We start from the raw sequence: 22,756 nt of genomic DNA, 5'->3' as shown, positions 1-22,756 counted from the left end.
GCGGCATGCGCCGGGGCCGCGGGCGTGCGGGCCGTGACAAAACTTGGCACATCCGTTTCCGCGAAGGACCTGCCATGCCCGACGATCCCACCCCCCACGGCCGCGAGGTCATGCACCTGCCGCCCGATCGCGCGCGCATCCCCCAGCCCAAGCCCGAGGCCGGCGACGATGACCGTGGCCGCGCCAACGAAAACATGCCATCCACCACGCCCGCGTCGCCGCAGGGCGACAGCGATGCCCCTGTTACACCTTCGTCCGACAGCCGGAATGGGTAGCACGCCAACGCCCCCGCCGCAGCCCACCCCGCCGCCGATCGAGGACGAACGCGGCCCGCAGGTGCCCGTGCGCGAGCCCGGCCCCAAGGGCCCGCCGGAGCGGGTGGGCCGGGTTTCCGCCGTCTAGCCACCGCCGCCACGGCCACCTATCATGGCCCTGCGGGCCCGCGCGCGCCCGCACTCTGAAGGGCTGGCCGAATGAATTTCCCCGGGATGGGCGCCTGGCGTTTGCGCCCCAGCATCGTTGTCCTCTTCATCTCCATGGTGCTGCCCGTGTTCGCGGCCGCCATCTGGGTGGGCTACATCTCCAACGACCGCATGGCCCGCGACACCGCCGACAAGTCGATGGAGCGCGCGCGCATCGAGACCATCAGCCAGACCGAAGCGCTGCTCGACCCCATCGCGTCCCTCGTGCGCGTGGGCGTGGGTGTCGCGGCCGAACAGCCGGACTTCTACCGCACCGAGAAGGCCACGCCGTCGATGATGGAAGTGCTGGGCCACAGCCCCGCCATCAGCAGCGTCTTCGTCGGCTTCGCCGACGGCTCCTACCGCATGGCGCTGCGCACACCCAAGGGCCTGCGCATCCAGAACACCGTGCCGCCGGAGGGGACGGAATACGCCACGCGCTGGATCGACCGCAGCAAGAGCGGCGCCGCGCTGGACAAGTACACCTTCCTCGACGCCAAGCAGAAGCAGGTGGGCCACCTCGACGCGCCCGCGCTGTACGACCCGCGCGTGCGCCCCTGGTACCGCGACGCCGTGGAGAAGAAGAACCTCGTCATCTCCAACCCGTACATCTATGCCACGACGGGCCTGCCGGGCGTCACGGTCGCCATGCCGATCTTCTCCGGGCCGAACAAGCACCTCGTGGGCGTGATGGCCATCGACATCCTGCTGGACAGCCTGTCGGACTACCTGAAGAACCGCCCGGTCAGCGCGCATTCGCTGTCGCTCATCATCGACCGCGAAGGCCTGATCGTCGCGCACCCGGACACCAAGCAGGCGCTCAAGCGCGAGTCCGGCGGCGGCCTGGCGCGCGTGCGCCTGAACGAGCTGCAGGACCCGCTCACGGCCATCGCCTTCGGCCAGCGCACCAGCCGCAACATGACCAACTTCGCCTTCATGCACAAGGGCGAGGAGTACGTCGCGCTGTTCGCGCCTTTCCCGGAGGAGTTCGGCAAGCAGTGGGAGGTGATCATCGTCGCCCCGCTGGAGGACTTCCTGGGCGAGTGGAAGTCCAACAACCAGAAGCTGCTGATATTCGGGCTGCTGGCCATCGGCTTCCAGGTGGTGCTGATCTACTTCTTCTCCAAGCGCATCGCGCGGCCGCTCGAGCTGCTGGAAAAGCAGGTGTACGACGTGCAGAACTTCAAGCCGGCCGAGGGCGAGGTGGTGCAGTCGCGCATCCGCGAGATCGCATCGCTGGCAAGCTCGGTCAACACGCTGCAGGGCGCGATCACCGCGTTCTCGTCGTTCGTGCCGCGCGAGCTGGTGCGCCAGCTGATCGGCCCGGGCCACAAGCTGGAGCTGGGCGGGCGCAGCCAGTTCCTCACGGTGATGTTCACCGACCTGGAGAATTTCTCCACCTGGGCCGAGGGCACGCCGGCGCAGGAGCTGCTCAAGCGCGTCTCCGCCTACTTCGAGGTGGTCACGCGCTGCGTGAACCGGGAGATGGGCACGCTCGACAAGTTCATCGGCGATGGCGTGATGGCCTTCTGGGGCGCGCCCGCGCTGCTGCAGGACCACGCGTACCGCGCCTGCGTGGCGGCGGTGCGCATCCAGCACGAGATGGCGGCGCTCAACGAGCAGTGGATGTCGCAGGGCCTGCTGCCGCTGAAGGTGCGCGTGGGCGTCCACAGCGACGCCGTGATCGTGGGCAACATCGGTTCGTTCGAGCGCATGAGCTACACGGTGATGGGCGACGGCGTGAACCTCGCCTCGCGGCTCGAAGGCACCAACAAGGAGTTCGGCACCCGCATCTGCATCAGCCACAGCGTGTTCCGCGAGGCGGGCGAGCGGCTGGTGCTGCGCAAGATGGGCGTGGTCACCGTCAAGGGGCGCCGGCAGGACATGCAGGTGTACGAGGTCATGGGCATCCGCGACGCCGGGCCCGAGCTCGAAGCCCCGCCGGAAGTCGAGCGGCTGTGCATGCTGACCAACGATGCGTACGACTCGTTCGAGCAGGGCGAGTGGGGGCTCGCGCACGCGCGTTTCCGCGCGATCGTCGAGGACTACCCGACCGATGCGCTCTCGCGCGTGATGGTGCTGCGCTGCGAGCAGGCCATGGCCGGCGGCACCGCGAGCGGAGTTGCGGCGCTCAGCCGCTACTAGCTGCTGCCAGCTGCTGCTAGCTGCTATTAGCGGCTGCTAGTCCCGGGTCACGCGCAGCACTTCCTCGCGCGAGGTGATTCCTTCGCGCACCAGCCGGTCGCCGTCGTCGCGCATCAGCGTCATGCCGGCGGCCAGCGCCGTATCGCGGATCTCCGCTTCGGCGGCGCGGTTGTGCACCAGCTCGCGGATGCGGTCGTCCACCGTCATCAGCTCGAACACCCCGGTGCGGCCCTGGTAGCCCGTCTGGCCGCATTCGGCACAGCCCTTGCCGGCGCAGTGCGGGCACAGCTTGCGCACGAGGCGCTGGGCAAGCACGCCGAGCAGCGATGACGACAGCAGGAACGGCTCCACGCCCATGTCGATGAGGCGCGTCACCGCGCTGGCGGCGTCGTTGGTGTGCAGCGTGGCCAGCACGAGGTGGCCGGTCAGCGAGGCCTGGATCGCGATCTGCGCGGTTTCGTAGTCGCGGATCTCGCCGATCATGATCACGTCCGGGTCCTGCCGCAGGATCGCGCGCAGCGCCTTGGCGAAGTCGAGGTCGATCTTGGCGTTCACCTGCGTCTGGCCGATGCCGGGCAGCTCGTACTCGATCGGGTCCTCCACCGTCATGATGTTGGCGGCGTTCGAATCGAGCCGCGACAAGGCCGCGTAGAGCGTGGTCGTCTTGCCCGAACCGGTGGGGCCGGTCACGAGCAGGATGCCGTGCGGCTGGCCGATCAGGCCGAGGAAGCGCCGCAGCGTCTCGCCCGTCATGCCGACCGATTCGAGGCTCAGCTTGGTCTCGCTCTTGTCCAGCAGGCGCAGCACCGCACGCTCGCCATGCGCGCTGGGCAGCGTGGACACGCGCACGTCCACCGCGCGCGTGCCGATGCGCAGCGAGATTCGGCCGTCCTGCGGCAGGCGCTTCTCGGCGATGTCGAGCTCCGCCATGATCTTCAGGCGGGAGATGAGCGCGGCGTGCAGTGCTCGGTTGGGCTGCACCACTTCGCGCAGCGTGCCGTCGACGCGGAACCGCACGGACGAGTGGCGCTCGTAAGGCTCGATGTGGATGTCGCTCGCGCCGTCGCGCGCCGCCTGCGTGAGCAGCGCGTTGAGCATGCGGATGATGGGCGCGTCGTCGCTCGCCTCCAGCAGGTCTTCCACGGCGGGCAGCTCCTGCATGATGCGCGAGAGGTCGGCGTCGTTCTGCACTTCGCTCACGACGCTGGCCGCGCTCGACTCGCCTTGCGCATAGGCGGCGCTGATGCGCTGCGCGAGCGCGTTGGCGTCCAGCTGCTGCAGGCTGCGCACGCCGAACTTGCGCATCACCTCGCTCCACGCCGACGGCGCGGGCGCGGTGCCGTGCCACAGCACGAGCTGGTCGCCGTCTTCCTCCAGCAGCAGCTGGTGGCTGCGCGCGAATGCGTACGGCAGCGGGTAACGCATGGTGTTCAGCGGGAAGAGGGTGCCGTGACGGGCGCGACCGGGGCGGTTGGAGACGGCGCGGTCGTCGTGCCGGGCGCGGTACGCGGACGCGTCACCGGCGGCAGCAGCGGGCCTTCGTCGAGCCGGAGGTTGCCGGTGGCCGCGGGCTGCGCCGCGTCCTGCTTGCCGCGCATCAACTCGTAGCGGTCGAGCGAGAGCTCGTCGGTCTGCGCGGCGTCGCGCAGCACCACCGGCCGCAGGAACACCATCAGGTTCGTCTTCTTGCGGGTCTTGGACTCGGAGCGGAACAGGTTGCCCAGCAGCGGCACGTCGCCCGCACCGGGCACCTTCTCCTGCGTGTTGGAGTACTCGTCCTGCAGCAGGCCGCCCAGCACCACCACGCCGCCGTCCTCCACCAGCACGGCCGATTCGATGGACCGCTTGTTGGTGATGAGGCCCTGCGCGGAGTTCACGGAGGCCGGGTCGACGCTCGACACTTCCTGGAAGATCTGCAGCTTCACCGTGCCGTTCTCGCTGATCTGCGGCCGCACGCGCAGCGTCAGGCCCACGTCCTTGCGCTCGATGGTCTGGAAAGGGTTGACCGAGCCGCCCGTGCCGGTGTTCGCGTTCGTGTACTGGCCGGTCACGAAAGGCACGTTCTGGCCGATGACGATCTTGGCCTCTTCATTGTCCAGCGTCAGCAGGTTGGGCGTGGACAGGATGTTGCCGTCGCCGTTGGACTGCAGGAAGCGCGCGAGGAAGCCCAGCACGTACACGCCGCCCACGCGATGCGCGATACCGAGGTTCACGCCCGTGGAAGGCAGCGTCGTGCTCGTGCCGACGCCGGCCGCGGCCAGTGCGAGGCTCACGATGTTGGCGCCGCCCACGCTGAAGTTGGTGCCCAGCAGGCCCACGTTGGTGCCGCCGCTGTTGATTGGCCCCTGCCACTGGATGCCGAACTCGGAGAGCTTGTTGGCATTGACCTCGGCGATCAGGCTCTCGATGAACACCTGCGCGCGGCGTGCGTCGAGGCGGTCGATCACCGCGCGGATCTGGCGGTACTGCGGCTCGGGCGCGGTGATGATCAGCGAGTTGGTCGCCGGGTCGGCCTGGATCTGGCCGCCGGTCGAAGGCGCTGCCGCGCCTTGCACGGGCGCGGTCGCCGCGTTGCCGCCCGCGGAGATGCCGGCGGCCGGCACGGCGGCGGCCACGGCACCGCCCCCCGCCACCACGCCGCCGGTAGTGGAACTCGTGCTCGGCAGGCTCGCGAGCGCCGCGCGCAGCACGGCGGCCAAGCGCGTCGCGTCGGCGTTCTTCAGGTAGACGACGTGGATGTTGCCGCGGTCGCCACCGGCGCCGGGCTGGTCCAGCCGCTCGATCAGCGTGCGCACCAGCGCGTGCCTTGCCGGGTTGGCCGCGCGGATGATCAGCGAGTTGCTGCGTGGCTCCGCGATGACGGTGGTGCGTGCGACGTCGCCGCCGCCGACGGCCACCACGGGCTGGCCCGGCACGGCGGCTGCGCCGCCCGAGGTGGAGCTGGCATCGACGAGCCGCTGCACGATGGGCGCGAGGTCGGACGCGAGCGCGTGGCGCAGGTTCACGATCTCGACGTCCGTGGTGTTGGACACGTCGAGCGCCGCGATGATGCGCGCCATGCGCTGCAGGTTGTCCGCGTAGTCCGTGATCACCAGCGAGTTGTTGCCGGGGTTCACGTTGATGGTGTTGTTGGGGCTGATCAGCGGCCGCAGGATCGGCACCAGGTTGTTCGCGTTCTCGTAGTTGAGCCGGAAGATCTGCGTGACGATCTGCCCGCCGCCGCCGGGCGTGCCGGTGTTCACCGCGCCGCCCTGCAGCTTGGCGTCGGCCTCCGGCACCACCTTCAGCAGGCCGCCCGACTCGACCACCGTGAAGCCGGAGAGGCGCAGCGTGGCGGTGAACTGGTTGAACGCCTGCTGCGGCGTCACGGGCCGGTCGGTGGAGAGCGTGATCGCGCCCTTGACGCGAGGGTCCACGACGATGTTGCGGCCGGTAATGGCGGCCATCGTGCGCGCCACCGCCTCGATCTCGGCGTTGACGAAATTCAGCGTCACGGGCTGCTCGCCGGCGCGCTGCGCGTGCAGTGTGGGCGCGAGCGCGGCCAGCGCGAGAGCGCAGGCAACGGCACGGGCGAATCTCAGGTGCATCGGCTTCAGCCTATGGTGATGATGGAGCGGGGGCCGTTGCGCCGCCCGATGATGTTCAGAAGGTTCGACAGGGCCCCTTCGCGCTCGGGCTCGGCCGTGGCCTCGCCCGCGAAGCGCAGGCGCGAGCCCACCCACTGGCCCTGGCCCTGCAGGCGCAGGCTGCCTTCCAGTGTTTCCAGCCGCAAGGTCGGCGCGGCCCCGCCTTCGAGGGTGATGCGATAGCTGCCCATGGGCCTCAGGGTAGACAGGCGCGACGCCACGCGTTGCGCGACGAGCTCGGCGCGCCCGGCCACGGCCAGGCGCCCTTCGGCCCATTCTAATGAAAGGCCCTGCGTCGCCAGCCTGAGGTCGCCGTCGATCTGCAAGGTGTTCCACGGTGTGCCCAGGCCGGCGAGCAGCGCCGCGGGCCACTGCGAAGCGGCGTCCGCGATGTCCACGTGCGCGCCGCCGAGGCGCACCCGCAGGCGCATGCCGATGGGCTCGGGGGCGCAGCATTCCGATCGCAGTTGCGCGGCCACGCCGTTGAAGCGGGGGCGCAAGCGCCATTGCACGCGGCCGGGCAGCGCCGTCGCGTCCTGGCTGCCGATGCCGCCCGTGAGGACAAGCCGCGCGGAACCGTCCCACACAGTTCCCCGGGGATCGTCGAGGCGCAGGTGGCCGTTGGTGCTGCTCTCCAGTGCGGAGGCGAGCCATGTGGCGGGCGCGAAGACCACGATCGCGAGCAGCAGGCCGAGCACGCCGCCGGCCGCGGCCCAACCCCATGGCGCGGCGACAGGCCCGCTGCGTGTGGGAGGCCGCGCGCCGGCTCCAGCCCAGCGCCAGCGTGCCGGCCTGTCGATCGAGGTCGCGCGTGCCACGGTCTGGGGTTTCAGCGGGAAGGCAGGGTGACGACGAGCGTGCCGTCCCAGCCGCCGGCGGGGTTGCGCGCGAGGCGCACTTCGCTGGGCGTGGCGCGCGCGTTCACGCGCACCTGCGTGAGCCACTGCGCGAGCGCCTGCGGCTGCGTGCCGGCCAGCGTGAGCGTCACGCGCTCGCCCTGGATGGTGTAGCGCGCCGTGATGCCCAGGTGCTGGCGGATCGCCGCTTCGAGCAGCCGCATGGATTCGTCCTGCGTCTGCTTCGGCTGGCCTTGCATGGCCTGGGCCTGCGATTGGAGGCGCAGCATGTGCTGCAGCTGGGCGTCGAGCGTGCGGTGCTGTTCGTCGGCGGCGCGCAGGGTGGCGAGGGCGGGTGCGATGCCGATCCACCACACGAGCGCGATGCCGACGAGGCCGGCTGCGGCCGCGACGAGCAGTTTCTCGCGTGCGGCGAGCATGTCCCAGCGGGCGCGCAGGGCGTCGAGCTTCACCGGACGTCCTCCTGGGTGACGACGAGGGCGTCGCCTTGCGGCACGGCATTGAAGCCGTTCGCCTTGAGTGCGGTCGTGACCGCGTTCGCTTCACCGGGGTTCAGCGCCAGTCCGCGCACGCGCAGCTCGCCATTGGCGTATTCCATTCCCGAAGGCGACTTGCCGGGCGGGATGGCCATGGCTAGTGCCGCCATGAGCGATTCGAAGTCGCGCCCGGAGGGCACGCCCGTGGCCTGGCGCAAGGCCGCCACTTCGCGCTCCATCTGCACGCGGGGGTCGACCACGACCTTCACCGCAGGGAACGTCGTGGTCAGTGTATTTCGCACGGCGGCGCGCTTGGTTTCGAGCGCACTGCGTTCCTTCCACGCCCAGGCGTTCAAGCCGAGCAGGTTCACGGCGACCAGCAGCGCCGCGCCCCAGCGGGCGGGCCGCCACTGCGGCGCGCGCAGCAGCTCGCCCCAGCCGGTGGAGAGCTTCTTCATCGCCCGGGCGCGGCCCGAACTCGCGAATTCGAACTGCGCGAGGTCCCAGCCGCCCTGCGCCGCCTGCACCCAGCGCGACGCGGGCTGCTGCAACTCCACCTTGTGCTGCAGCACCTGTTCCGCAAGTGCCGCGACGGCCGGGTCGGCGACTCGGGGCGTGTCATCGCCGGGCGTGGGCACGAGCGCGAGCGCGCTCGCCGAGAGCGGCAAGGACATCACGCCGTTGGGCCCGCACGCCACCAGCAGCGCGCGCTCGGGCTCGCCGACCACGTGCAGGGTTTCGAAAGGCTGCGGGGCGAATTCCGGGACGATGCGCGACACCGGCCGGCCGGCCTGGTCCAGCGCCTGCACGGCATTGCGCAGCCAGGCGCGGTCGCATGCGGCCACCCATGCGGAGTCGCCGCCGCGCGCGCCGGGCTCCAGCGCGAAGTGCACGGCATCCGGCTCGTCCAGCAGGCGTTCTTCCAGCAGGCCTTCGAGGGCGGCGCGCAGGCGCGGCGAACCGGCGGCCGTGCCCCTGGGCAGCTCGACGCGGTGCCACGACACGCATTGCACCGGGACCACGGCGACCACCTCGGCACCGGCCCCGCGCGTCTGCGGCAGCAGCGCCGCCGGCGCGGTGGCGTGGTCCTGCACGCTGCGGCCGTCGGGCGTGAGCGCCCACGCGTACTCGGTGGACGAATCGGCAGGCAGCAGGACGACGAGGGAACTCATGCTCGCGGCATTGTAGGGGTGCGCTTCAGCGCTGCGCGGTCGCGGCGGCCGCGGCGCGTGACAGCGCGGTCGGGTCGACCACGCCTTTCTCGCGCTGCACCACGCGCACGTCGAGCCCGTCGCGCTGCACGATCGAGCGCTCCTCGATCACCACCTTGCCCAGGCGGATGCGCCCGCGCACCTCGAAGAAGCCGGAGGCGACCGAGACCCGGTTGTCCGCGAACGCCTCGGCGCCGGGCCCGGCACTGACCAGCTTGGCTGCATCCGAGATCGTGCGGAAGTGCGAGCGTTCGCGCTCGGACACGAGCCGCTGCGCATCGGCCATGCTGATGCCCTCCAGCACGGCATAGAGCACTTCGGCCGGGGCGGTGTTCAGGTTGACGGGACGGCGAGCCGGCAGGATCGTGATGTACGGCTCCAGCACCGCCACGGTCTGCACCGGCACGCCGAGCCACACGAGCTGCTCCACGCGTTGCGGCAGCAGCGCCGCCTCGCCGGAAGAGCGGTTGTCGACGTGGATATCGGACGCGAAGCGCAGGTTTTCCACCAGGCGGGTCAGGTGTGCCTGCGGCAGGCCGAGCAGGTCGAAGAGCCGCGCGAACTGCCGCAGGTGCGGCTGCGACACCGTGCCCGATTCGACGAGGTTCGTCACGTTCAGCAGCGACTGCAGGTCGGTGATCTGGCCGGAGATGAAGACGTTGAGGGCTTCGTTGTCCATGTCGGCCGTGTTGTTGCGGTCGGCGGCGAGGAACGACGAAAGCCGCGCCTCCTGCAGCGGCACCGCCCAGGGCTCGGCCAGGTGGTCGGCGCCGCCCGCGCGCGCGTCCTCGCGCAGGATCAGGCGCGCCCAGTCGAGCGCGCCGGTGAGGATCCATGCCGATTGCACGCGCGAGCGTTCGGCCGACTCCACTTCGACGCTGCGCCACTGCTGCCAGAGCGCGGCGGCGGCGAAGGTGGCGACGAGCGTGACGACGAGCATGGCTGCCAGCAGCGCAGCGCCGCGTTGGCGGCCGCGCATGCGTGCGGCCGGCCGGCTGCGGACACGGTATTCGCGCGTCATGACTTGCCCCCGCCGACCTGCGGGTTGACCCAGTCGCGCGTGATGCGGCCCGTGAGCGCCTGGCCCGGCGGCAACGTGATGACGATGCGCACGCCGTCCGGCACGAGCGCCACGCGGCCGGTGCGGCCCGCCGCGCCGACGGCGGCGGCCGCCGCGGCGGCGAACGGGTTGGGCGCCATGCCCGGGCCCGAAGCGTCGCTCGACATCGGGTTCGTCCAGGCGTCGCCGCGGTAATAGAAGACCTGCCACTCTTCCAGCGGCGCCACGACGACTTCGCGCCGCAACTGCTCGTCGCCGCCCTGGTTCTGCGACCACAGGTCCGCCTCTTCCCAGGCCTTGGTGACGTCGCCGCGCGTCAAGAGCGGCGGCGACTGCCAGCGCCGCCATTGGCCTTCACGCCTTGCCCACGCGACGACGTGCACGCCCTCGGTGGCCGAGGTCGTGTCGCGGCGCGTCAGGCGCAGCACGCGGCCGTTCCATTCGAGCGCAGCGAGCTGCGGGAACTGCACCAGCGTGTCGAGGTCGGCGCTCCATTGCGCCAGCCCGGTCTGCAGGGCCAGCACTTCGTCGGCGCGGGCCGAGGTCTGCGCCTGCGCGCGCGACATGCCGTCGAGCCCGCGCCAGCTGAGCATGGCCATGAGCGACAGCGCGAAGATCGCGACCAGCAGTTCGACGAGGGTGAAGCCGCGCGCGGTTTTCATTCTCAAAACCGGCCTACGACCGTCGAGAGCCGAAGGATCGGCGAGTTGCCGTCGAACACCTGCGCATCCACGCGGCGGAAGCTGGGGTTCGGCGTGGGCGCCACCGTCGTGTGCACCTTGTACGTACGGCCCGCCTGCTCGCACGCGACGTCGGTTTCACCCACGCCGGGCATCTGCTTGGCCAGGCGCACCTTCACCAGCTCGTTCTCGGCGCAGATGTGCGCCAGCAGCACATCGGACTGGCGCAGCGCATTGTTGGTGAGCGCGGTGGTGGCCTGCAGGCCCGCGGCAAGCGCGATGGCCACGATCCCGAGCGCGACCAGCACTTCAATGAGCGTGAAGCCGCGCGACCTCATTCATGGCCCTTCGGCACTGACGGCGAACGGCCGCAGGCCATCGGTCGCGATGCGCAGGCTGCGGTCCGGCGCGGCGGAGGACGACAACACCACCGCCTGCGGCGGGATGATCGGCTCGGGGCCCAGTACCACCGTCACCGTCCCGCGCACGGTGGTTTCTGCGGACAGCCAGTTCGTCGGCAAGGTATCCGGCGGCAGCCCGTCGAATCGGAATCCGCCTTCGACGGGGTGCCAGCGCACGGCCAGGCCGCTGGTGCGCGATTGCACGCGGGCGGTTTCGAAGAGGGCGGAGAGGCGCTGCGCCTCGCGTTCCAGCTGCGTGTCGGCGGTGTCGCGCAGCGCGAAGCTCACGCCCGCCGTCGCGAACGCGATGATCGCGACGACGACCAGCAGCTCGATGAGGGTGAAACCGAGCTGGGGGTTATTGCCATGAGCCGATGTCGGCATTCTTTCCCTCGCCGCCGGATTGCCCGTCGGCGCCGAACGACATCACGTCCACTTCGCCCTTCACGCCCGGGTTGAGGTACTGGTAGGGCCGGCCCCATGGATCGCTCGGCAGCTTCTCCAGGTACTGCTTCCAGTTCACCGGCACGGGCGCGGCCTGCGGCTTCTGCACCAGGGCCTGCAGCCCCTGCTCGGTGCTGGGGAAGCGCTGGTTGTCCAGCTTGTACAGCTTGAGCGCCTGCATGATGTTGTTGACGTCGGTGCGGGCGGCCGTGACGCGCGCGTCGTCGGCGCGGTCCAGCACGTTGGGCACGATCAGCGCGGCGAGCACGCCGATGATGACCAGCACCACCATCAGTTCGATGAGGGTGAAGCCGGCGTGGCGGATCCGGGAAGCGAAGCGGTTCATGTTCGAGGGAGAGACAAGTCGCTTCAATGATAATGCCCGCATGTCAACGGCCTTCGCGAGCAACTGGACGGTGCGCGGCGCAAGCTTCGCGCTGTGGGCGCTCGCAGCCGCCAGTGCGGTCTATTGGGGCATGAAGTTCAGCGCGCGGCCCGCGCCTGCCGCGGCCCCCGCCGTGCCGGCGCGCAGCGCACCCCCGGTGGATCCGCAGGCGGTCGCTCGCCTGCTGGGCGCGAACCCGATGGCGGCCAGCGCAAGTGCCGCGCCGGTCGCGACGCTGGCATCGCGCTTTGCGCTCGTGGGCGTGGCAGCACAAGGAGCGGGCAAGGGTGCGGCCCTTGTTGCCGTCGACGGCAAGCCGCCCAAGCCGTATCGCGTCGGCGCGCAGCTCGACGAAGGCATCGTGCTGCAGTCGGTGCAGGGCCGCAAGGCCGTGCTGGCGTCCACGGCGACAGGCCAGCCTGTGCTCACGCTCGAACTGCCGCCGCCCACCGCGGCGACGTCGCAGCCTGCGCTGCCCGGCCAGCTGGCGCCCGCGGTTCAGCGGCCGCCGCCGATGCCGATCCCCACACCGGCACCCAGGTAAAAAGCAATTTCCGCCACCTGCTGCACCGCGCCCAGCGCGTCGCCGGTGTAGCCCTGCAGCCGCCGCTGCAGCAGCCGCCGCATCCACCAGAAAGCAGCCGCGCTCGCGGCCACCGCGACCAGCATGAAGCCGAACCGGCCGGCAGCCACCATCAGCACGAGAGGCAGCAGGCACCACGCGGCGCCGATGTGCACGGCGCGCTGCTCCAGGCTCTCCACCAGCGGCTTCGACTTCGACGTGGCGGCGTCGCCAACGTAGGGCATCGAAGCGGCAACCACCAGCGGCCAGAAGCGCGAGACCGCATGCGCCGCGATCAGTGCCGCCAGCACGCCCGCAGGCGACTGGGCCGCGATGACCGCCAGCAGTGCCACCTTCAGCCCGAACGCTAGGACCAGCGCGATCGTGCCGAAGGAGCCGATGCGCGAGTCCTTCATGATCTCCAGCGCGCGTTCGCGTTCGGCGCTGCCGCCCAGCCCGTCGGCCAGGTCGGCGAGCCCGTCCTCGTGCAATGCGCCGGTGAGCAGCACGGTCGCCACGGTGCACGCGATGGCCGCCGCCAGCGGCGTCATCGCCACGTCGGGCAGCAGCAGCGATGTCACCGCGAAGGCGATGCAGGCGGCCATGCCGATCAGGATGCCCACGCCGGGCAGGTGGGCGGCGGATGCCCGCGCGGAGATCGGCCCGTAGCCCGCCCACTCGGCGAGCGGCCCCGTCACCGGGATGCGGGTGAAGTACTGCAGGGCCAGCAGGTATTCGCGCGCAAGCTTTTTCACGACCTCAGGAACAGGCGGTAGACCGGGTTGTCCGTCTCTTCGACATGGGGGTAGCCGAGCGTGCCCAGGAAGTCCTTGAAAGCCTTTGCGTCGCCCGGCGGCACCTGCATGCCCACGAGGATGCGGCCGTAGTCGGCGCCCTGGTTGCGGTAGTGGAACAGCGAGATGTTCCACGTGGGCCGCATGTGCGAGAGGAACTTCATCAGCGCGCCCGGCCGCTCGGGGAACACGAAGCGCAGCAGGCGCTCGTCGTGCGCCAGCGGCGAGTGGCCGCCCACCATGTGCCGCACGTGCTCCTTGGCGAGCTCGTCGTGCGTGAGGTCCAGCGCCTCGAAACCGTGCCGCGTGAAGTTGGCCGCGATCTTGGCCGACTCGCCCTTGCCGTGCGTCGTGAGGCCCACGAACACGTGCGCCTGTTTCGAGTCGCTGATGCGGTAGTTGAATTCGGTGACGTTGCGCGGCCCGCCGGGCAGCGTGCCGATCAGCTCGCAGAAGCGGCGGAAGCTGCCGCGCTCCTCGGGGATCGTCACCGCGAACAAGGCTTCGCGCTCCTCGCCAACCTCGGCGCGCTCGGCCACGAAGCGCAGCCGGTCGAAATTCATGTTCGCGCCCGAAAGCACGGCGACGTAGGTTTCCCCGCGCGTCTTGTTCGTGGCCACGTATTGCTTGATGGCCGCCACCGCGAGCGCGCCCGAGGGCTCGACGATGCTGCGCGTGTCGATGAAGACGTCCTTGATGCCCGCGCACACGGCGTCCGTGTCCACGGTGATGAACTCGTCCACCAGCTCGCGCGCGAGGCGGAAGGTCTCCTCGCCCACGAGCTTCACCGCGGTGCCGTCCGCGAACAGGCCGACGTCGTCCAGCGTCACGCGCTTCTTCGCCGAGGCGGAGCGCACCATCGCGTCGGAGTCGCTGGTCTGCACGCCGATCACCTTGATCTCGGGTCGCACGGCCTTGATGTAGGCCGCCACGCCGGACACGAGCCCACCGCCGCCGATGGCCACGAAGACCGCGTCGATCGGCCCCTGGTGCTGGCGCAGGATCTCCATCGCGATCGTGCCCTGGCCGGCGATGACGTCGGGGTCGTCGAAGGGGTGCACGAAGGTGAGGTCTTCCTTCTTTTGCAGCTCCACCGCGTGGCCGTACGCGTCGGAATAGCTGTCGCCGTGCAGCACGACCTCGCCGCCGAGTGCCTTGACGGCGTCCACCTTCACCTGCGGCGTGGTCACGGGCATCACGATCACCGAGCGGCTGCCGAGCCGGTGCGCCGCCATCGCGACGCCCTGCGCGTGGTTGCCGGCCGAAGCGCAGATCACGCCCCGCTGCAGCTGCTCCTGCGAAAGATGGGCCATCTTGTTGTAGGCCCCGCGCAACTTGAAGCTGAAGACGGGCTGCTGGTCCTCGCGCTTGAGCAGCACCTTGTTGTGCAGCCGGCGGCTGAGGTTCTTCGCGGGTTCGAGCGCCGACTCCACGGCAACGTCATAGACGCGTGCCGTGAGGATCTTCTTCAGGTAGTCGGAAGGTTGCAGGTGCTTGGGCATGAGAACCGACAATCATAAAGACGGCTTAAAAAAGCCCCCGGCCTTTGCAGGCGCGGGGGCTAAATCCACCAAGGGAGGTGGAGGAGACAACCGTTGCGAAAATATCGCTTGCGGCCAGTATAGCGAGCATTTGCTGCGCTGCACAACACCGACGAAAGAAGCAAATGGAATGCACAGTGAGCTGGACCCGCGCCTCGGGCACGCGGTCGGGGATGGGGTTCGTGGCCGAGACCGGCAGCGGGCACGTCATCGCCATGGACGGCGCGCCGGACGAGGCGCGGCCGGAGAACGGCGGGCGCAACGTGGCGCCGCGGCCGATGGAGACGGTGCTGGCCGGCACGGGCGCCTGCACCGCCTATGACGTGGTGCTGATCCTCAAGCGCGGGCGCCACGACGTACGCGGCTGCAGCGTGAAGCTCACGTCCGAGCGCGCCGCCACCGACCCGAAGGTCTTCACGAAGATCCACATGCACTTCACCGTGCGCGGCAACTTGCCGAAGGAAGCGGTGGAGCGCGCCATCGACATGAGCCACCACAAGTACTGCTCGGCGAGCGCGATGCTCGCGAAGACCGCCGAGATGACGACCAGCTTCGAGCTGCTGGAGGGCTGAGGCATGCAGGAGCCGGTGTGGATCCCCGCCGCGGCGGGCGAGCTGTTCGACAAGCTCACCATCCTGCGCATCAAGCGCGAACGCATGACCGACCCGGGCCAGCTCGCCAACGTCGCGCGCGAGCTGACGCTGCTGGAGGGCATCGCGGGCAAGCTGGACACGCAGGCCATCGCGCAGGCGCTGGACGCGCAGGTCGCCGAGCTGCAGGCCATCAACGGCACGCTGTGGGACCTCGAGAACCAGGTGCGTGCGTTCGCGCGGGCCGCCGACCACGGCGACGGCTTCGTCGCGGCCGCCCGCTCGATCTACTCGAACAACGACCGCCGCGCGGCGGTCAAGCGCGAGATCAACCGCCTGCTGGGCTCGCCCCTGGTCGAGGAGAAGGACCACAGCGGTGGCGCGCGCCGCTGACGCGCCGGGCCTGCTGGCGCTGGCGATGATGTCGGCCGAGCGCGGCGACATGGCCGCGGCGGTGCAGTTGCTGCAGCAGGCGCGCAGTGCCGACCCGCGCCATCCGGAGGTGCTGTTCCGCCTTGGGCTGGCCTTGCGATCGCGCGGCGACGAGGCGGCGGCACTGGGCTGCTTCGACGAGTTGCTGCAGGTCGCGCCGGGCAACCCGGCGGCCCTCAACGCGCGCGGCCTCTCGCTCAAGGCGTTGGGGCGCAACGACGAAGCCCTGGCCGCGTTCGACGAGGCCGTGGCGCGGGCGCCCGCGTTTGCCGAGGCGCTGAACAACCGCGGCGTGCTGTTGCGCGCGCTCGGCCGCCACGAGGAAGCGCTGGCCGCCTTCGAAGCGGCCGTGCGTGCGCGGCCGGGCGCCTCGGAGATCCACAACAACCTGGGCTGGACCCTGCACCTGCTCGGCCGCGGCGAGGAAGCGCTCGCCGCCTGCCGCCGCGCGCTGGAGCTGCGCCCCGGCGACCCGCAGGTCCTGAGCAACGTCGGCGCGACGCTCGCGGGGCTGCGCCGCAACGAGGAAGCCGTCGCCGCTTACGAGAAGGCACTCGCCGCGGACCCGCGTGCGTGGCAGACGTGGATGAACCTCGGCGCCGCGCTCAACGAGCTGCGCCGCGGCGACGACGCGCTGGCGGCTTTCGCGCGCGCCGAGGCGCTGGCGCCGGGCGAGCCTTCGATCGCCATCAACCGCGGCGGGACCTTGCTGGACATCGGCCGGCCCGAGGAAGCGCTGGATGACTTCCGCGCGGCGGCAGGCGCCGGCGGCGCGCCGGATGCGAAGCTCGAGATGAACCTGGGTAACGCATGGCGCGAGATGCAGCAGCCGCAGCAGGCCATGGCGCATTACGAGCGCGCGCTGGCGCTTGCGCCGGACGATGCCGACGTGCATTTCAACGCGGCGCTCGCCCTGCTGGCCGACGGCGACTACGAGCGGGGCTGGCGGGAATTCGAGTGGCGTTTCAGGGCTTCGCGCCTGGCCCACCCGAATGTGGAACTTGCGGCGCCGCGCTGGCGCGGCGAACCGCTCGCGGGACGCACGCTGCTGCTGCACGCGGAGCAGGGGCTGGGCGACACGATCATGCTGTGCCGCTATGCGCAGCTTGCGGTGCAGCGCGGTGCGCGAGTGGTGCTCGCGGTGCAGAAGCCCTTGGTGGAGTTGCTTCGGCACTCGTTCGACGGCGTGGCGCACGTGGTTGCCGTTGGCGGCGAACTGCCGCAGGCCGACTTCTGGTGCCCGTTGATGAGCGCGCCGCTCGCCTTTGGCACGGCGCTCGGTGCCGTCCAAGGCGAGCCCTACCTGCAGGCAGACCCTGCGCGCGTCGTACGCTGGCGCGCCGAGGTGCCGCAAGGCCGGCTGAACGTCGGCCTCGCCTGGTCCGGCAACCCGGCGTTCGCCGCCGACCGGCGCCGTTCGATCGGCCTGGCGCGCCTGCTTCCCGCGCTGCCCGACGGCCCGCGCTACTGGTGCCTGCAGAAGGACGTGTCGCCGCAGGACGAGCAGCTGCTTGCCGCGGACGGTCGCGTGGCCCGCTTCTCCGAATGCGGTTTCGCGGACACGGCCGCGCAGGCGATGCTGATGGACGTCGTGGTGGCGTCGGACACCTCGATCCCGCACCTCACGGCGGCGCTCGGCCGCCCCACGTGGCTGCTGCTCGCGCACAGCGCCGACTGGCGCTGGCTCGTCGCGCGCGAAGACTCGCCCTGGTATGCCGGCGCGCGGCTGCTGCGGCAGGCCGCGCCCGGCGACTGGGACAGCGTGCTCGCGCGCGTGGCCGCCGGCCTGCGCGAGCGCATGGCGCAGGCTTAGCGCGCCGGGGCGTTCGCCGGCGAGGGTTGGCGGCTCAGATGTAGTGCGCCGTCGTCGTCATCACGCGCGCCGCGGCCTTCATGGCCAGGCGCGCGATGGCGGGCAGTTCCGCCGCGCCGGCCTGCAGCGCGGCCTCGCCGTGGGCCGCTTCGTCGTCCTTCATCTGGGCGACGATCGCGCGCGACGCGTGGTCGCCGGCAGGCAGGCGCTCGAGGTGGCCCTGCAAGTGCTGCTCGACCTGGCGCTCGGTCTCCACCACGAAGCCCAGGCTCACGGGGTCGCCCAGCCTTCCGGCGGCCAGGCCGATCGCGAAAGCGCCCGCGTACCAGAGCGGGTTGAGCAGCGAGGTGTGGGAGCCGAGCTCGCGCAGGCGCTGCTCGGTCCACGCGAGGTGGTCCGTCTCCTCGCGCGCGGCGCGCTCGAGGTGCTTCTTCAGTTGCGCGTCCTGCGTGACGAGGGCCTGGGCCGTGTAGAGCGCCTGCGCGCACACTTCGCCGACGTGGTTCACGCGCATCAGCGCCGCGGCGTGCCGGCGCTCGTCGGCGCCGAGGTGAGTCTCTTCCGCGGGCAGCACGGGGCAGGGCCGCGTCGCGCGCGGCGGGGCGAAAAGCGTCCGCAGGGCGCCGTCGACGGCGCCGATCAGGAGGTCCATGGGGGCAGTTTAGACCCGCGCGGGGGGCGTCGCGCAGGCGACTCCGTGCTGTACGACGCAGGTTTTATTTTTGCCATCCGGAATGGGCTGTTGCGCGCCGTCCACTGGGCGGTTTGACATTGTTGTCGTGCCACAACGAAACCCCGGATACGCCTGCCAAATCCTTTGCGTAAGAAAAGTCCCTCTGGTGGAATACGGGTCAACTTCCCAAAAGGAGGTTGGCCCGGGGATCCGGTGGAAGGTCGACTTGCCTGCCAATACGCGCCCCCATCCGTACCGGAGCCCTATGTTTAACCTTGGAGAAACTTGCATGAAAAAGTCCCTCATTGCACTGGCAGCCCTGGCTGCTGCCGGCGCGGCGTCCGCCCAGTCGTCGGTCACCCTGTTCGGTATCGTCGACGCGACGATCGCGTACGGCCGTGGCGGCGGTGCCGGCGCGGCGAGCCGCTGGCAGCTCTCGCACTCGGGCTACAACAGCTCGCGCCTGGGCTTCCGTGGCACGGAAGACCTGGGTGGCGGCATGTCCGCTTCGTTCTGGCTGGAAGCCCAGCTGAGCAACGACAACGGCACGGGCGCGACGACCAACACGAACAACCAGTCCACCGGCGCGGGCCCGACCTGCACGGTCGCGACGACCACGACCACCACCACGACGGCTGTGCCGCCCGTGGCCGGCACGGCCATCACCTCCACGTCCACCAGCACGTCTTCCTGCACGGCCGCCATCAACGGCGCCCAGGGCCTGACGTTCTCCCGTCGCTCGACGGTGAGCCTGGCCGGCGGCTGGGGCGAACTGCGCCTGGGCCGTGACTACACCCCGCAGTTCTGGAACCTGACCGTGTTCGATCCGTTCGGCACGAACGGCGTGGGCACGACCCAGACCCTGAACAGCATCATCACCGGCGTGACCGCCGTCCGCGCGTCCAACAGCATCGGCTACTTCCTGCCGGGCAACCTGGGCGGCTTCTACGGCCAGGCACAGGTCTACATGGGCGAAAACGCCCAGACCGGCGCCGCGACCGAAGACGACGGCAAGGGCTGGGGCGCTCGCGTCGGCTACGCCTCCGGTCCCTTCAACGTGGCGCTGGCCCTGAGCCGCACCAAGTACGCTTCCGGCCGCGTTCAGCAGAACAACATCGGTGGCCAGTGGGACTTCGGCGTTGCCAAGCTGCAGGCTCATTACAGCTGGGACAAGAACGGCGCCACGCGCGGCCGCGGCTTCCTGATCGGTGGCCTGGTGCCCGTGGGCCCCGGCGAAATCCGTGCCGCGTACAGCCAGTACCGCACCGACCTGCCGGCCACGAGCGTGGATCCCCGTGCCCGCAAGTTCGCGCTGGGCTACGTGCACAACCTGTCCAAGCGTACCGCCCTGTACGCCACCTGGGCTCGCGTGCGCAACAACAACGGTTCCAGCCAGGTCCTGAACGGTGGCGTGTCGCCCACCGCCAACCAGTCCTCGTCTGGTATCGATCTCGGTATCCGTCACAGCTTCTAATCATCGATGGGCGGCCTTGCGCCGCCACAAGAATGAGAAGAAACTTGAAAGCCGCCTTCGGGCGGCTTTTTTTGTGCCGTTGGGAAATCCATTGAAGTCCATTGCTGTTGCTGCCGCGGCCGCGCTGCTCGCGGGTTGCGCATCGCTCTCGCCAGGTGAAGAGGACGTTGCCTCCACGCCGTGGGCGCAGCACTCCCGCGCCGTGCAAAGCCCCACCGGCTGGGTGCACCAGCGCTTCCCCGGCAAGCAAGCCACCGAGTTCCACTACGCGCGCAAGGACGGCCGCGACGCCATGGCCGTGCTCGCCAACGCCTCGGCCAGCATGCTCCGGCGCAACGTGCACGTCGAGCCGGCCGAGCTGGGCCGCGTGCGCTTCTCGTGGATGGTCCCCGAGCTGATCGCGCAGGCCGACATCGGCAGGCGCGAGGCCGACGACTCGCCCGTGCGCATCATCCTCGCGTTCGAAGGCGACCGCTCGCGCTTCTCGCCGAAGGACGCGCTGCTCAACGAGCTCGCGCGCACGATCACCGGCGAGGAGATGCCCTATGCCACGCTGATGTACGTGTGGTGCACGAAGCGCGAGCCGGGCAGCGTGGTGAAGAGCCCGCGCACCGACCGCATCCGCAAGATCGTGCTCGAGTCCGGCACGGGCCACCTGAACCGCTGGCTGGACTACGAACGCGACATCCGCGCCGACTTCGAGCGCGCCTTCGGCGAAGCGCCGGGCGCGCTGGTGAGCATCGGCGTGATGACCGACAGCGACAACACGCGCTCGACCGCGCGCGCCTGGTACGGGCCGGTGCGGCTCGTGCCGGTGGCCTCGCGCTGACGTTCCTGCGGACCTGAAGGAAACCCCCGTGTCGGGCACGAGGGTTGCTCTGCTAGCATCCGCCGGTTGCGGGGCAAGCCCGTGTTCGCCATTCGATGTTCGCCTTCATCATCCGACGCCTGATCCAGGCCGTGGTCGTCATGCTCACGGTGGCGTTCATCGCGTTCCTGCTGTTCCAGTACGTCGGTGACCCGGTCGTGTTCCTGCTCGGGCAGGACGCCAAGCCGGACCAGATCCGCCAGCTGCGCGCGGACCTCGGCCTCGACCAGCCCTTCTTCGTCCAGTTCTGGCACTTCATCGGCAATGCCGTGCAGGGCGAGTTCGGCCTGTCGCTGCGCCAGGGCGCGAAGGTGTCGCGGCTGATCGGCGAGCGCTTCCCCGCGACACTGGAGCTGGCGCTCGTCGCGGCCTTCCTCGCGCTCTTCATCGGCGTGCCGATGGGCGTGTACTCGGCGCTGCATCGCGGCAAGTTCATGGCCCACGTGTTCATGACGCTGTCGCTGCTGGGCGTGTCGCTGCCCGTGTTCCTGATCGGCATCCTGCTGATCCTGGTGTTCGCGGTCACCCTGCACTGGCTGCCGAGTTTCGGGCGCGGCGAGACGGTGCAGCTCGGGTGGTGGGCCAGCGGCCTGCTCACGAAGGACGGCTGGCTGCACGTCATCCTGCCGTCGGTGACGCTCGCGATCTTCCAGCTCACGCTCATCATGCGGCTCGTGCGCGCCGAGATGCTGGAGGTGCTGCGCACCGACTACATCAAGTTCGCGCGGGCGCGCGGCCTGTCGGACCGCGCGATCCATTTCGGCCACGCGCTGAAGAACACGCTGGTGCCCGTGATGACCATCGCGGGGCTGCAGCTGGGCGGGCTGATCGCTTTCGCGATCATCACCGAGACCGTGTTCCAGTGGCCGGGCATGGGCCTGCTGTTCATCCAGGCCGTGACCTTCGCGGACATCCCGGTGATGGCGGCTTACCTGTGCCTGGTGGCGCTGATCTTCGTCGTCATCAACCTCGTCGTCGACCTGTTGTACTTCGCCGTGGACCCGCGCTTGCGCATCACCACCGCGGGAGCCCATTGATGCTCGCACCTGTTGCTTCCCACCGCTATGGCGCGCACGGCCGCGCCTTCGCGCACATCGCGCAGTTCCACCCGGAGCTCACCGAGTTCCGCCGCGACCTGCACGCGCACCCCGAACTGGGGTACGAAGAGGTCTACACCGGCGCCCGGGTGCAGGAGGCGCTGAAGCTGTGCGGCGTCGACGAAGTCCACACCGGCATCGGCAAGACCGGCGTGGTGGGCATCATCCGCGGCAAGGGCCAGGGCAACCGCATGATCGGCCTGCGCGCCGACATGGACGCCCTGACCATGACCGAGCAGAACGACTTCGCGTGGAAGTCGCAGAAGAGCGGGATGATGCACGGCTGCGGGCACGACGGCCACGTGGCCATGCTCGTGGGCGCGGCGCGCTACCTCGCCGAGACGCGCAACTTCGACGGCACCGCGGTGCTGGTCTTCCAGCCGGGCGAGGAAGGCTTCGCCGGCGCCAAGGCGATGATCGAGGACGGCCTGTTCCAGCGCTGGCCGGTGGAGTCGGTCTACGCGATGCACAACTGGCCCAGCATGAAGCCCGGCTGCATCGGCACCACGCCGACGGCGATGATGGCTTCGGCCGACCGCGTGTGCATCGAGATCACGGGCAAGGGCGGCCACGGCGCGCACCCGTACCTCGCGGTGGACCCGGTGCTCGTCGCCGCGCACATCATCACCGCCGCGCAGAGCATCGTCTCGCGCAACGTTCGCCCGGTCGAGGGCGCCGTGATCAGCCTGTGCGCGATGCAGGCCGGCGACCTGCACGCGATGAGCGTGATCCCCGGCAAGGCCACGCTGGTCGGCACGGTGCGCACCTTCAACCCGGAAGTGCAGGCGCTGATCGAGAAGCGCCTCACGGAGCTTTGCAGCACGATCGCGCTGGGCTTCGGCGCCACGGCCACCGTGAGCTACGAGCGCGTCTACCCCGCCACCATCAACACCCCGCGCGAGGCGATGTTCGCCGCCGACGTGGCCGAGATGCTGGTGGGCAAGGAGAATGTCGTGCGCAACATGGAACCGAGCATGGGCGCCGAGGACTTCTCCTTCATGCTGCAGGTCAAGCCCGGTGCGTACCTGCGCATCGGCCAGGGCGGCGAGGGCAGCTGCATGCTGCACAACACCCGCTACGACTTCAACGACGAGATCCTGCCGCTGGGGGCCGCGCTGCACGCGAGCCTGGTCGAGCAGGCCCTCCCACTTTCCCACGGAGCATGA

General features: G+C 70.0%; 24 protein-coding genes. 11 read left to right on the top strand and 13 right to left on the bottom strand.

Translation table 11 applies throughout. The features are described from left to right. The first annotated feature begins 74 nt into the window (after positions 1-74). The 3 genes from H8R02_RS11210 to H8R02_RS11205 all read left to right on the top strand — a co-directional run bounded on the left by H8R02_RS11210 (position 75) and on the right by H8R02_RS11205 (position 2,606). On the top strand, positions 75-275 hold the full coding sequence (locus tag H8R02_RS11210; protein ID WP_187081475.1) for a hypothetical protein: 201 nt from the start codon (positions 75-77) through the stop codon (positions 273-275). After that, positions 268-402, top strand: coding sequence for a hypothetical protein (locus tag H8R02_RS30370; protein WP_255429287.1), 135 nt, complete (start codon positions 268-270; stop codon positions 400-402). The genes H8R02_RS11210 and H8R02_RS30370 overlap by 8 nt, the downstream gene beginning before the upstream one ends. 71 nt (positions 403-473) lie before the next feature. After that, positions 474-2,606 carry an adenylate/guanylate cyclase domain-containing protein gene (locus tag H8R02_RS11205; protein WP_187081474.1) on the top strand — a complete coding sequence of 711 codons (2,133 nt, stop codon included), beginning with the start codon at positions 474-476 and terminating at the stop codon, positions 2,604-2,606. A gap of 36 nt (positions 2,607-2,642) precedes the next feature. On the opposite strand, the gene H8R02_RS11200 is transcribed toward H8R02_RS11205, so the two are convergent. The 10 genes from H8R02_RS11200 to gspG are packed head-to-tail and all read right to left on the bottom strand — an operon-like array spanning position 2,643 to position 11,707. Next, positions 2,643-4,031 (bottom strand): GspE/PulE family protein, encoded by a 1,389-nt coding sequence (locus H8R02_RS11200; protein WP_187081473.1) that lies wholly within the window; start codon positions 4,029-4,031, stop codon positions 2,643-2,645. Between the two features lie 5 nt (positions 4,032-4,036). Beyond that, the gene (gspD, locus tag H8R02_RS11195; RefSeq protein WP_187081472.1) at positions 4,037-6,193 is read right to left on the bottom strand and encodes a type II secretion system secretin GspD; all 2,157 of its coding nucleotides are present in this window, start codon (positions 6,191-6,193) and stop codon (positions 4,037-4,039) included. Between the two features lie 5 nt (positions 6,194-6,198). Continuing rightward, positions 6,199-7,050 (bottom strand): type II secretion system protein N, encoded by an 852-nt coding sequence (gene gspN / locus H8R02_RS11190; protein ID WP_354004903.1) that lies wholly within the window; start codon positions 7,048-7,050, stop codon positions 6,199-6,201. An 11-nt stretch (positions 7,051-7,061) separates the two neighbouring features. Continuing rightward, on the bottom strand, positions 7,062-7,541 hold the full coding sequence (locus tag H8R02_RS11185) for a type II secretion system protein M (protein WP_187081471.1): 480 nt from the start codon (positions 7,539-7,541) through the stop codon (positions 7,062-7,064). Beyond that, the gene (gene gspL, locus H8R02_RS11180; protein WP_187081470.1) at positions 7,538-8,737 is read right to left on the bottom strand and encodes a type II secretion system protein GspL; all 1,200 of its coding nucleotides are present in this window, start codon (positions 8,735-8,737) and stop codon (positions 7,538-7,540) included. The genes H8R02_RS11185 and gspL overlap by 4 nt, the downstream gene beginning before the upstream one ends. Positions 8,738-8,762: 25 nt before the next feature. Continuing rightward, positions 8,763-9,797, bottom strand: a complete 1,035-nt coding sequence (gene gspK, locus H8R02_RS11175; RefSeq protein WP_255429286.1) for a type II secretion system minor pseudopilin GspK — start codon at positions 9,795-9,797, stop codon at positions 8,763-8,765. Then, the gene (locus tag H8R02_RS11170) at positions 9,794-10,498 is read right to left on the bottom strand and encodes a PulJ/GspJ family protein (protein ID WP_187081469.1); all 705 of its coding nucleotides are present in this window, start codon (positions 10,496-10,498) and stop codon (positions 9,794-9,796) included. Before H8R02_RS11170 ends, gspK begins: the two co-directional genes overlap by 4 nt. A gap of 2 nt (positions 10,499-10,500) precedes the next feature. Then, positions 10,501-10,854, bottom strand: a complete 354-nt coding sequence (gene gspI / locus H8R02_RS11165; protein WP_187081468.1) for a type II secretion system minor pseudopilin GspI — start codon at positions 10,852-10,854, stop codon at positions 10,501-10,503. Then, positions 10,855-11,301, bottom strand: a complete 447-nt coding sequence (locus H8R02_RS11160; protein ID WP_187081467.1) for a prepilin-type N-terminal cleavage/methylation domain-containing protein — start codon at positions 11,299-11,301, stop codon at positions 10,855-10,857. Continuing rightward, on the bottom strand, positions 11,276-11,707 hold the full coding sequence (gene gspG / locus H8R02_RS11155; protein WP_187081466.1) for a type II secretion system major pseudopilin GspG: 432 nt from the start codon (positions 11,705-11,707) through the stop codon (positions 11,276-11,278). Before gspG ends, H8R02_RS11160 begins: the two co-directional genes overlap by 26 nt. A 40-nt stretch (positions 11,708-11,747) precedes the next feature. Here gspG and H8R02_RS11150 point away from each other — a divergent pair, with 40 nt between their 5' ends. Continuing rightward, the gene (locus H8R02_RS11150; protein WP_255429283.1) at positions 11,748-12,290 is read left to right on the top strand and encodes a type II secretion system protein N; all 543 of its coding nucleotides are present in this window, start codon (positions 11,748-11,750) and stop codon (positions 12,288-12,290) included. Here the strand turns inward: H8R02_RS11150 and cobS are convergent. Next, positions 12,245-13,063, bottom strand: coding sequence for an adenosylcobinamide-GDP ribazoletransferase (cobS, locus tag H8R02_RS11145; RefSeq protein ID WP_187081465.1), 819 nt, complete (start codon positions 13,061-13,063; stop codon positions 12,245-12,247). The genes H8R02_RS11150 and cobS overlap by 46 nt on opposite strands. Continuing rightward, a complete protein-coding gene (gene ilvA / locus H8R02_RS11140) occupies positions 13,060-14,604 on the bottom strand; it encodes a threonine ammonia-lyase, biosynthetic (protein WP_187081464.1) in 1,545 nt (514 codons plus the stop codon). The genes cobS and ilvA overlap by 4 nt, the downstream gene beginning before the upstream one ends. Positions 14,605-14,768: 164 nt before the next feature. On the opposite strand from ilvA, the gene H8R02_RS11135 reads away from it, so the two are divergent. The 3 genes from H8R02_RS11135 to H8R02_RS11125 are packed head-to-tail and all read left to right on the top strand — an operon-like array spanning position 14,769 to position 17,478. Next, positions 14,769-15,215 (top strand): OsmC family protein, encoded by a 447-nt coding sequence (locus H8R02_RS11135; RefSeq protein ID WP_187081463.1) that lies wholly within the window; start codon positions 14,769-14,771, stop codon positions 15,213-15,215. 3 nt (positions 15,216-15,218) lie between these two features. Beyond that, complete coding sequence (locus tag H8R02_RS11130; protein ID WP_187081462.1) at positions 15,219-15,626, top strand: hypothetical protein; 408 nt, start codon at positions 15,219-15,221, stop codon at positions 15,624-15,626. Further along, positions 15,610-17,478 carry a tetratricopeptide repeat protein gene (locus H8R02_RS11125; RefSeq protein ID WP_187081461.1) on the top strand — a complete coding sequence of 623 codons (1,869 nt, stop codon included), beginning with the start codon at positions 15,610-15,612 and terminating at the stop codon, positions 17,476-17,478. Before H8R02_RS11130 ends, H8R02_RS11125 begins: the two co-directional genes overlap by 17 nt. Positions 17,479-17,512: 34 nt before the next feature. Here H8R02_RS11125 and coq7 read toward each other — a convergent pair whose 3' ends face one another. Next, positions 17,513-18,130, bottom strand: coding sequence for a 2-polyprenyl-3-methyl-6-methoxy-1,4-benzoquinone monooxygenase (coq7, locus tag H8R02_RS11120; RefSeq protein WP_187081460.1), 618 nt, complete (start codon positions 18,128-18,130; stop codon positions 17,513-17,515). A 310-nt stretch (positions 18,131-18,440) separates the two neighbouring features. Between coq7 and H8R02_RS11115 the strand changes: the two genes are divergently transcribed. The 4 genes from H8R02_RS11115 to H8R02_RS11100 all read left to right on the top strand — a co-directional run bounded on the left by H8R02_RS11115 (position 18,441) and on the right by H8R02_RS11100 (position 22,756). Further along, on the top strand, positions 18,441-19,625 hold the full coding sequence (locus tag H8R02_RS11115) for a porin (RefSeq protein WP_187081459.1): 1,185 nt from the start codon (positions 18,441-18,443) through the stop codon (positions 19,623-19,625). Between the two features lie 91 nt (positions 19,626-19,716). Further along, the gene (locus H8R02_RS11110; protein WP_255429282.1) at positions 19,717-20,454 is read left to right on the top strand and encodes a DUF3047 domain-containing protein; all 738 of its coding nucleotides are present in this window, start codon (positions 19,717-19,719) and stop codon (positions 20,452-20,454) included. A 95-nt stretch (positions 20,455-20,549) separates the two neighbouring features. Beyond that, positions 20,550-21,530, top strand: coding sequence for an ABC transporter permease (locus H8R02_RS11105; protein WP_187081458.1), 981 nt, complete (start codon positions 20,550-20,552; stop codon positions 21,528-21,530). Continuing rightward, positions 21,530-22,756 carry a M20 aminoacylase family protein gene (locus tag H8R02_RS11100; RefSeq protein ID WP_187081457.1) on the top strand — a complete coding sequence of 409 codons (1,227 nt, stop codon included), beginning with the start codon at positions 21,530-21,532 and terminating at the stop codon, positions 22,754-22,756. The genes H8R02_RS11105 and H8R02_RS11100 overlap by 1 nt, the downstream gene beginning before the upstream one ends.

Source organism: Ramlibacter albus (assembly GCF_014297445.1).
In the GTDB taxonomy this organism is placed as follows: domain Bacteria; phylum Pseudomonadota; class Gammaproteobacteria; order Burkholderiales; family Burkholderiaceae_C; genus Ramlibacter; species Ramlibacter albus.
The sequence above is the reverse complement of the archived record's forward strand: the minus strand, read 5'-3'. Positions and strand labels throughout refer to the sequence as shown.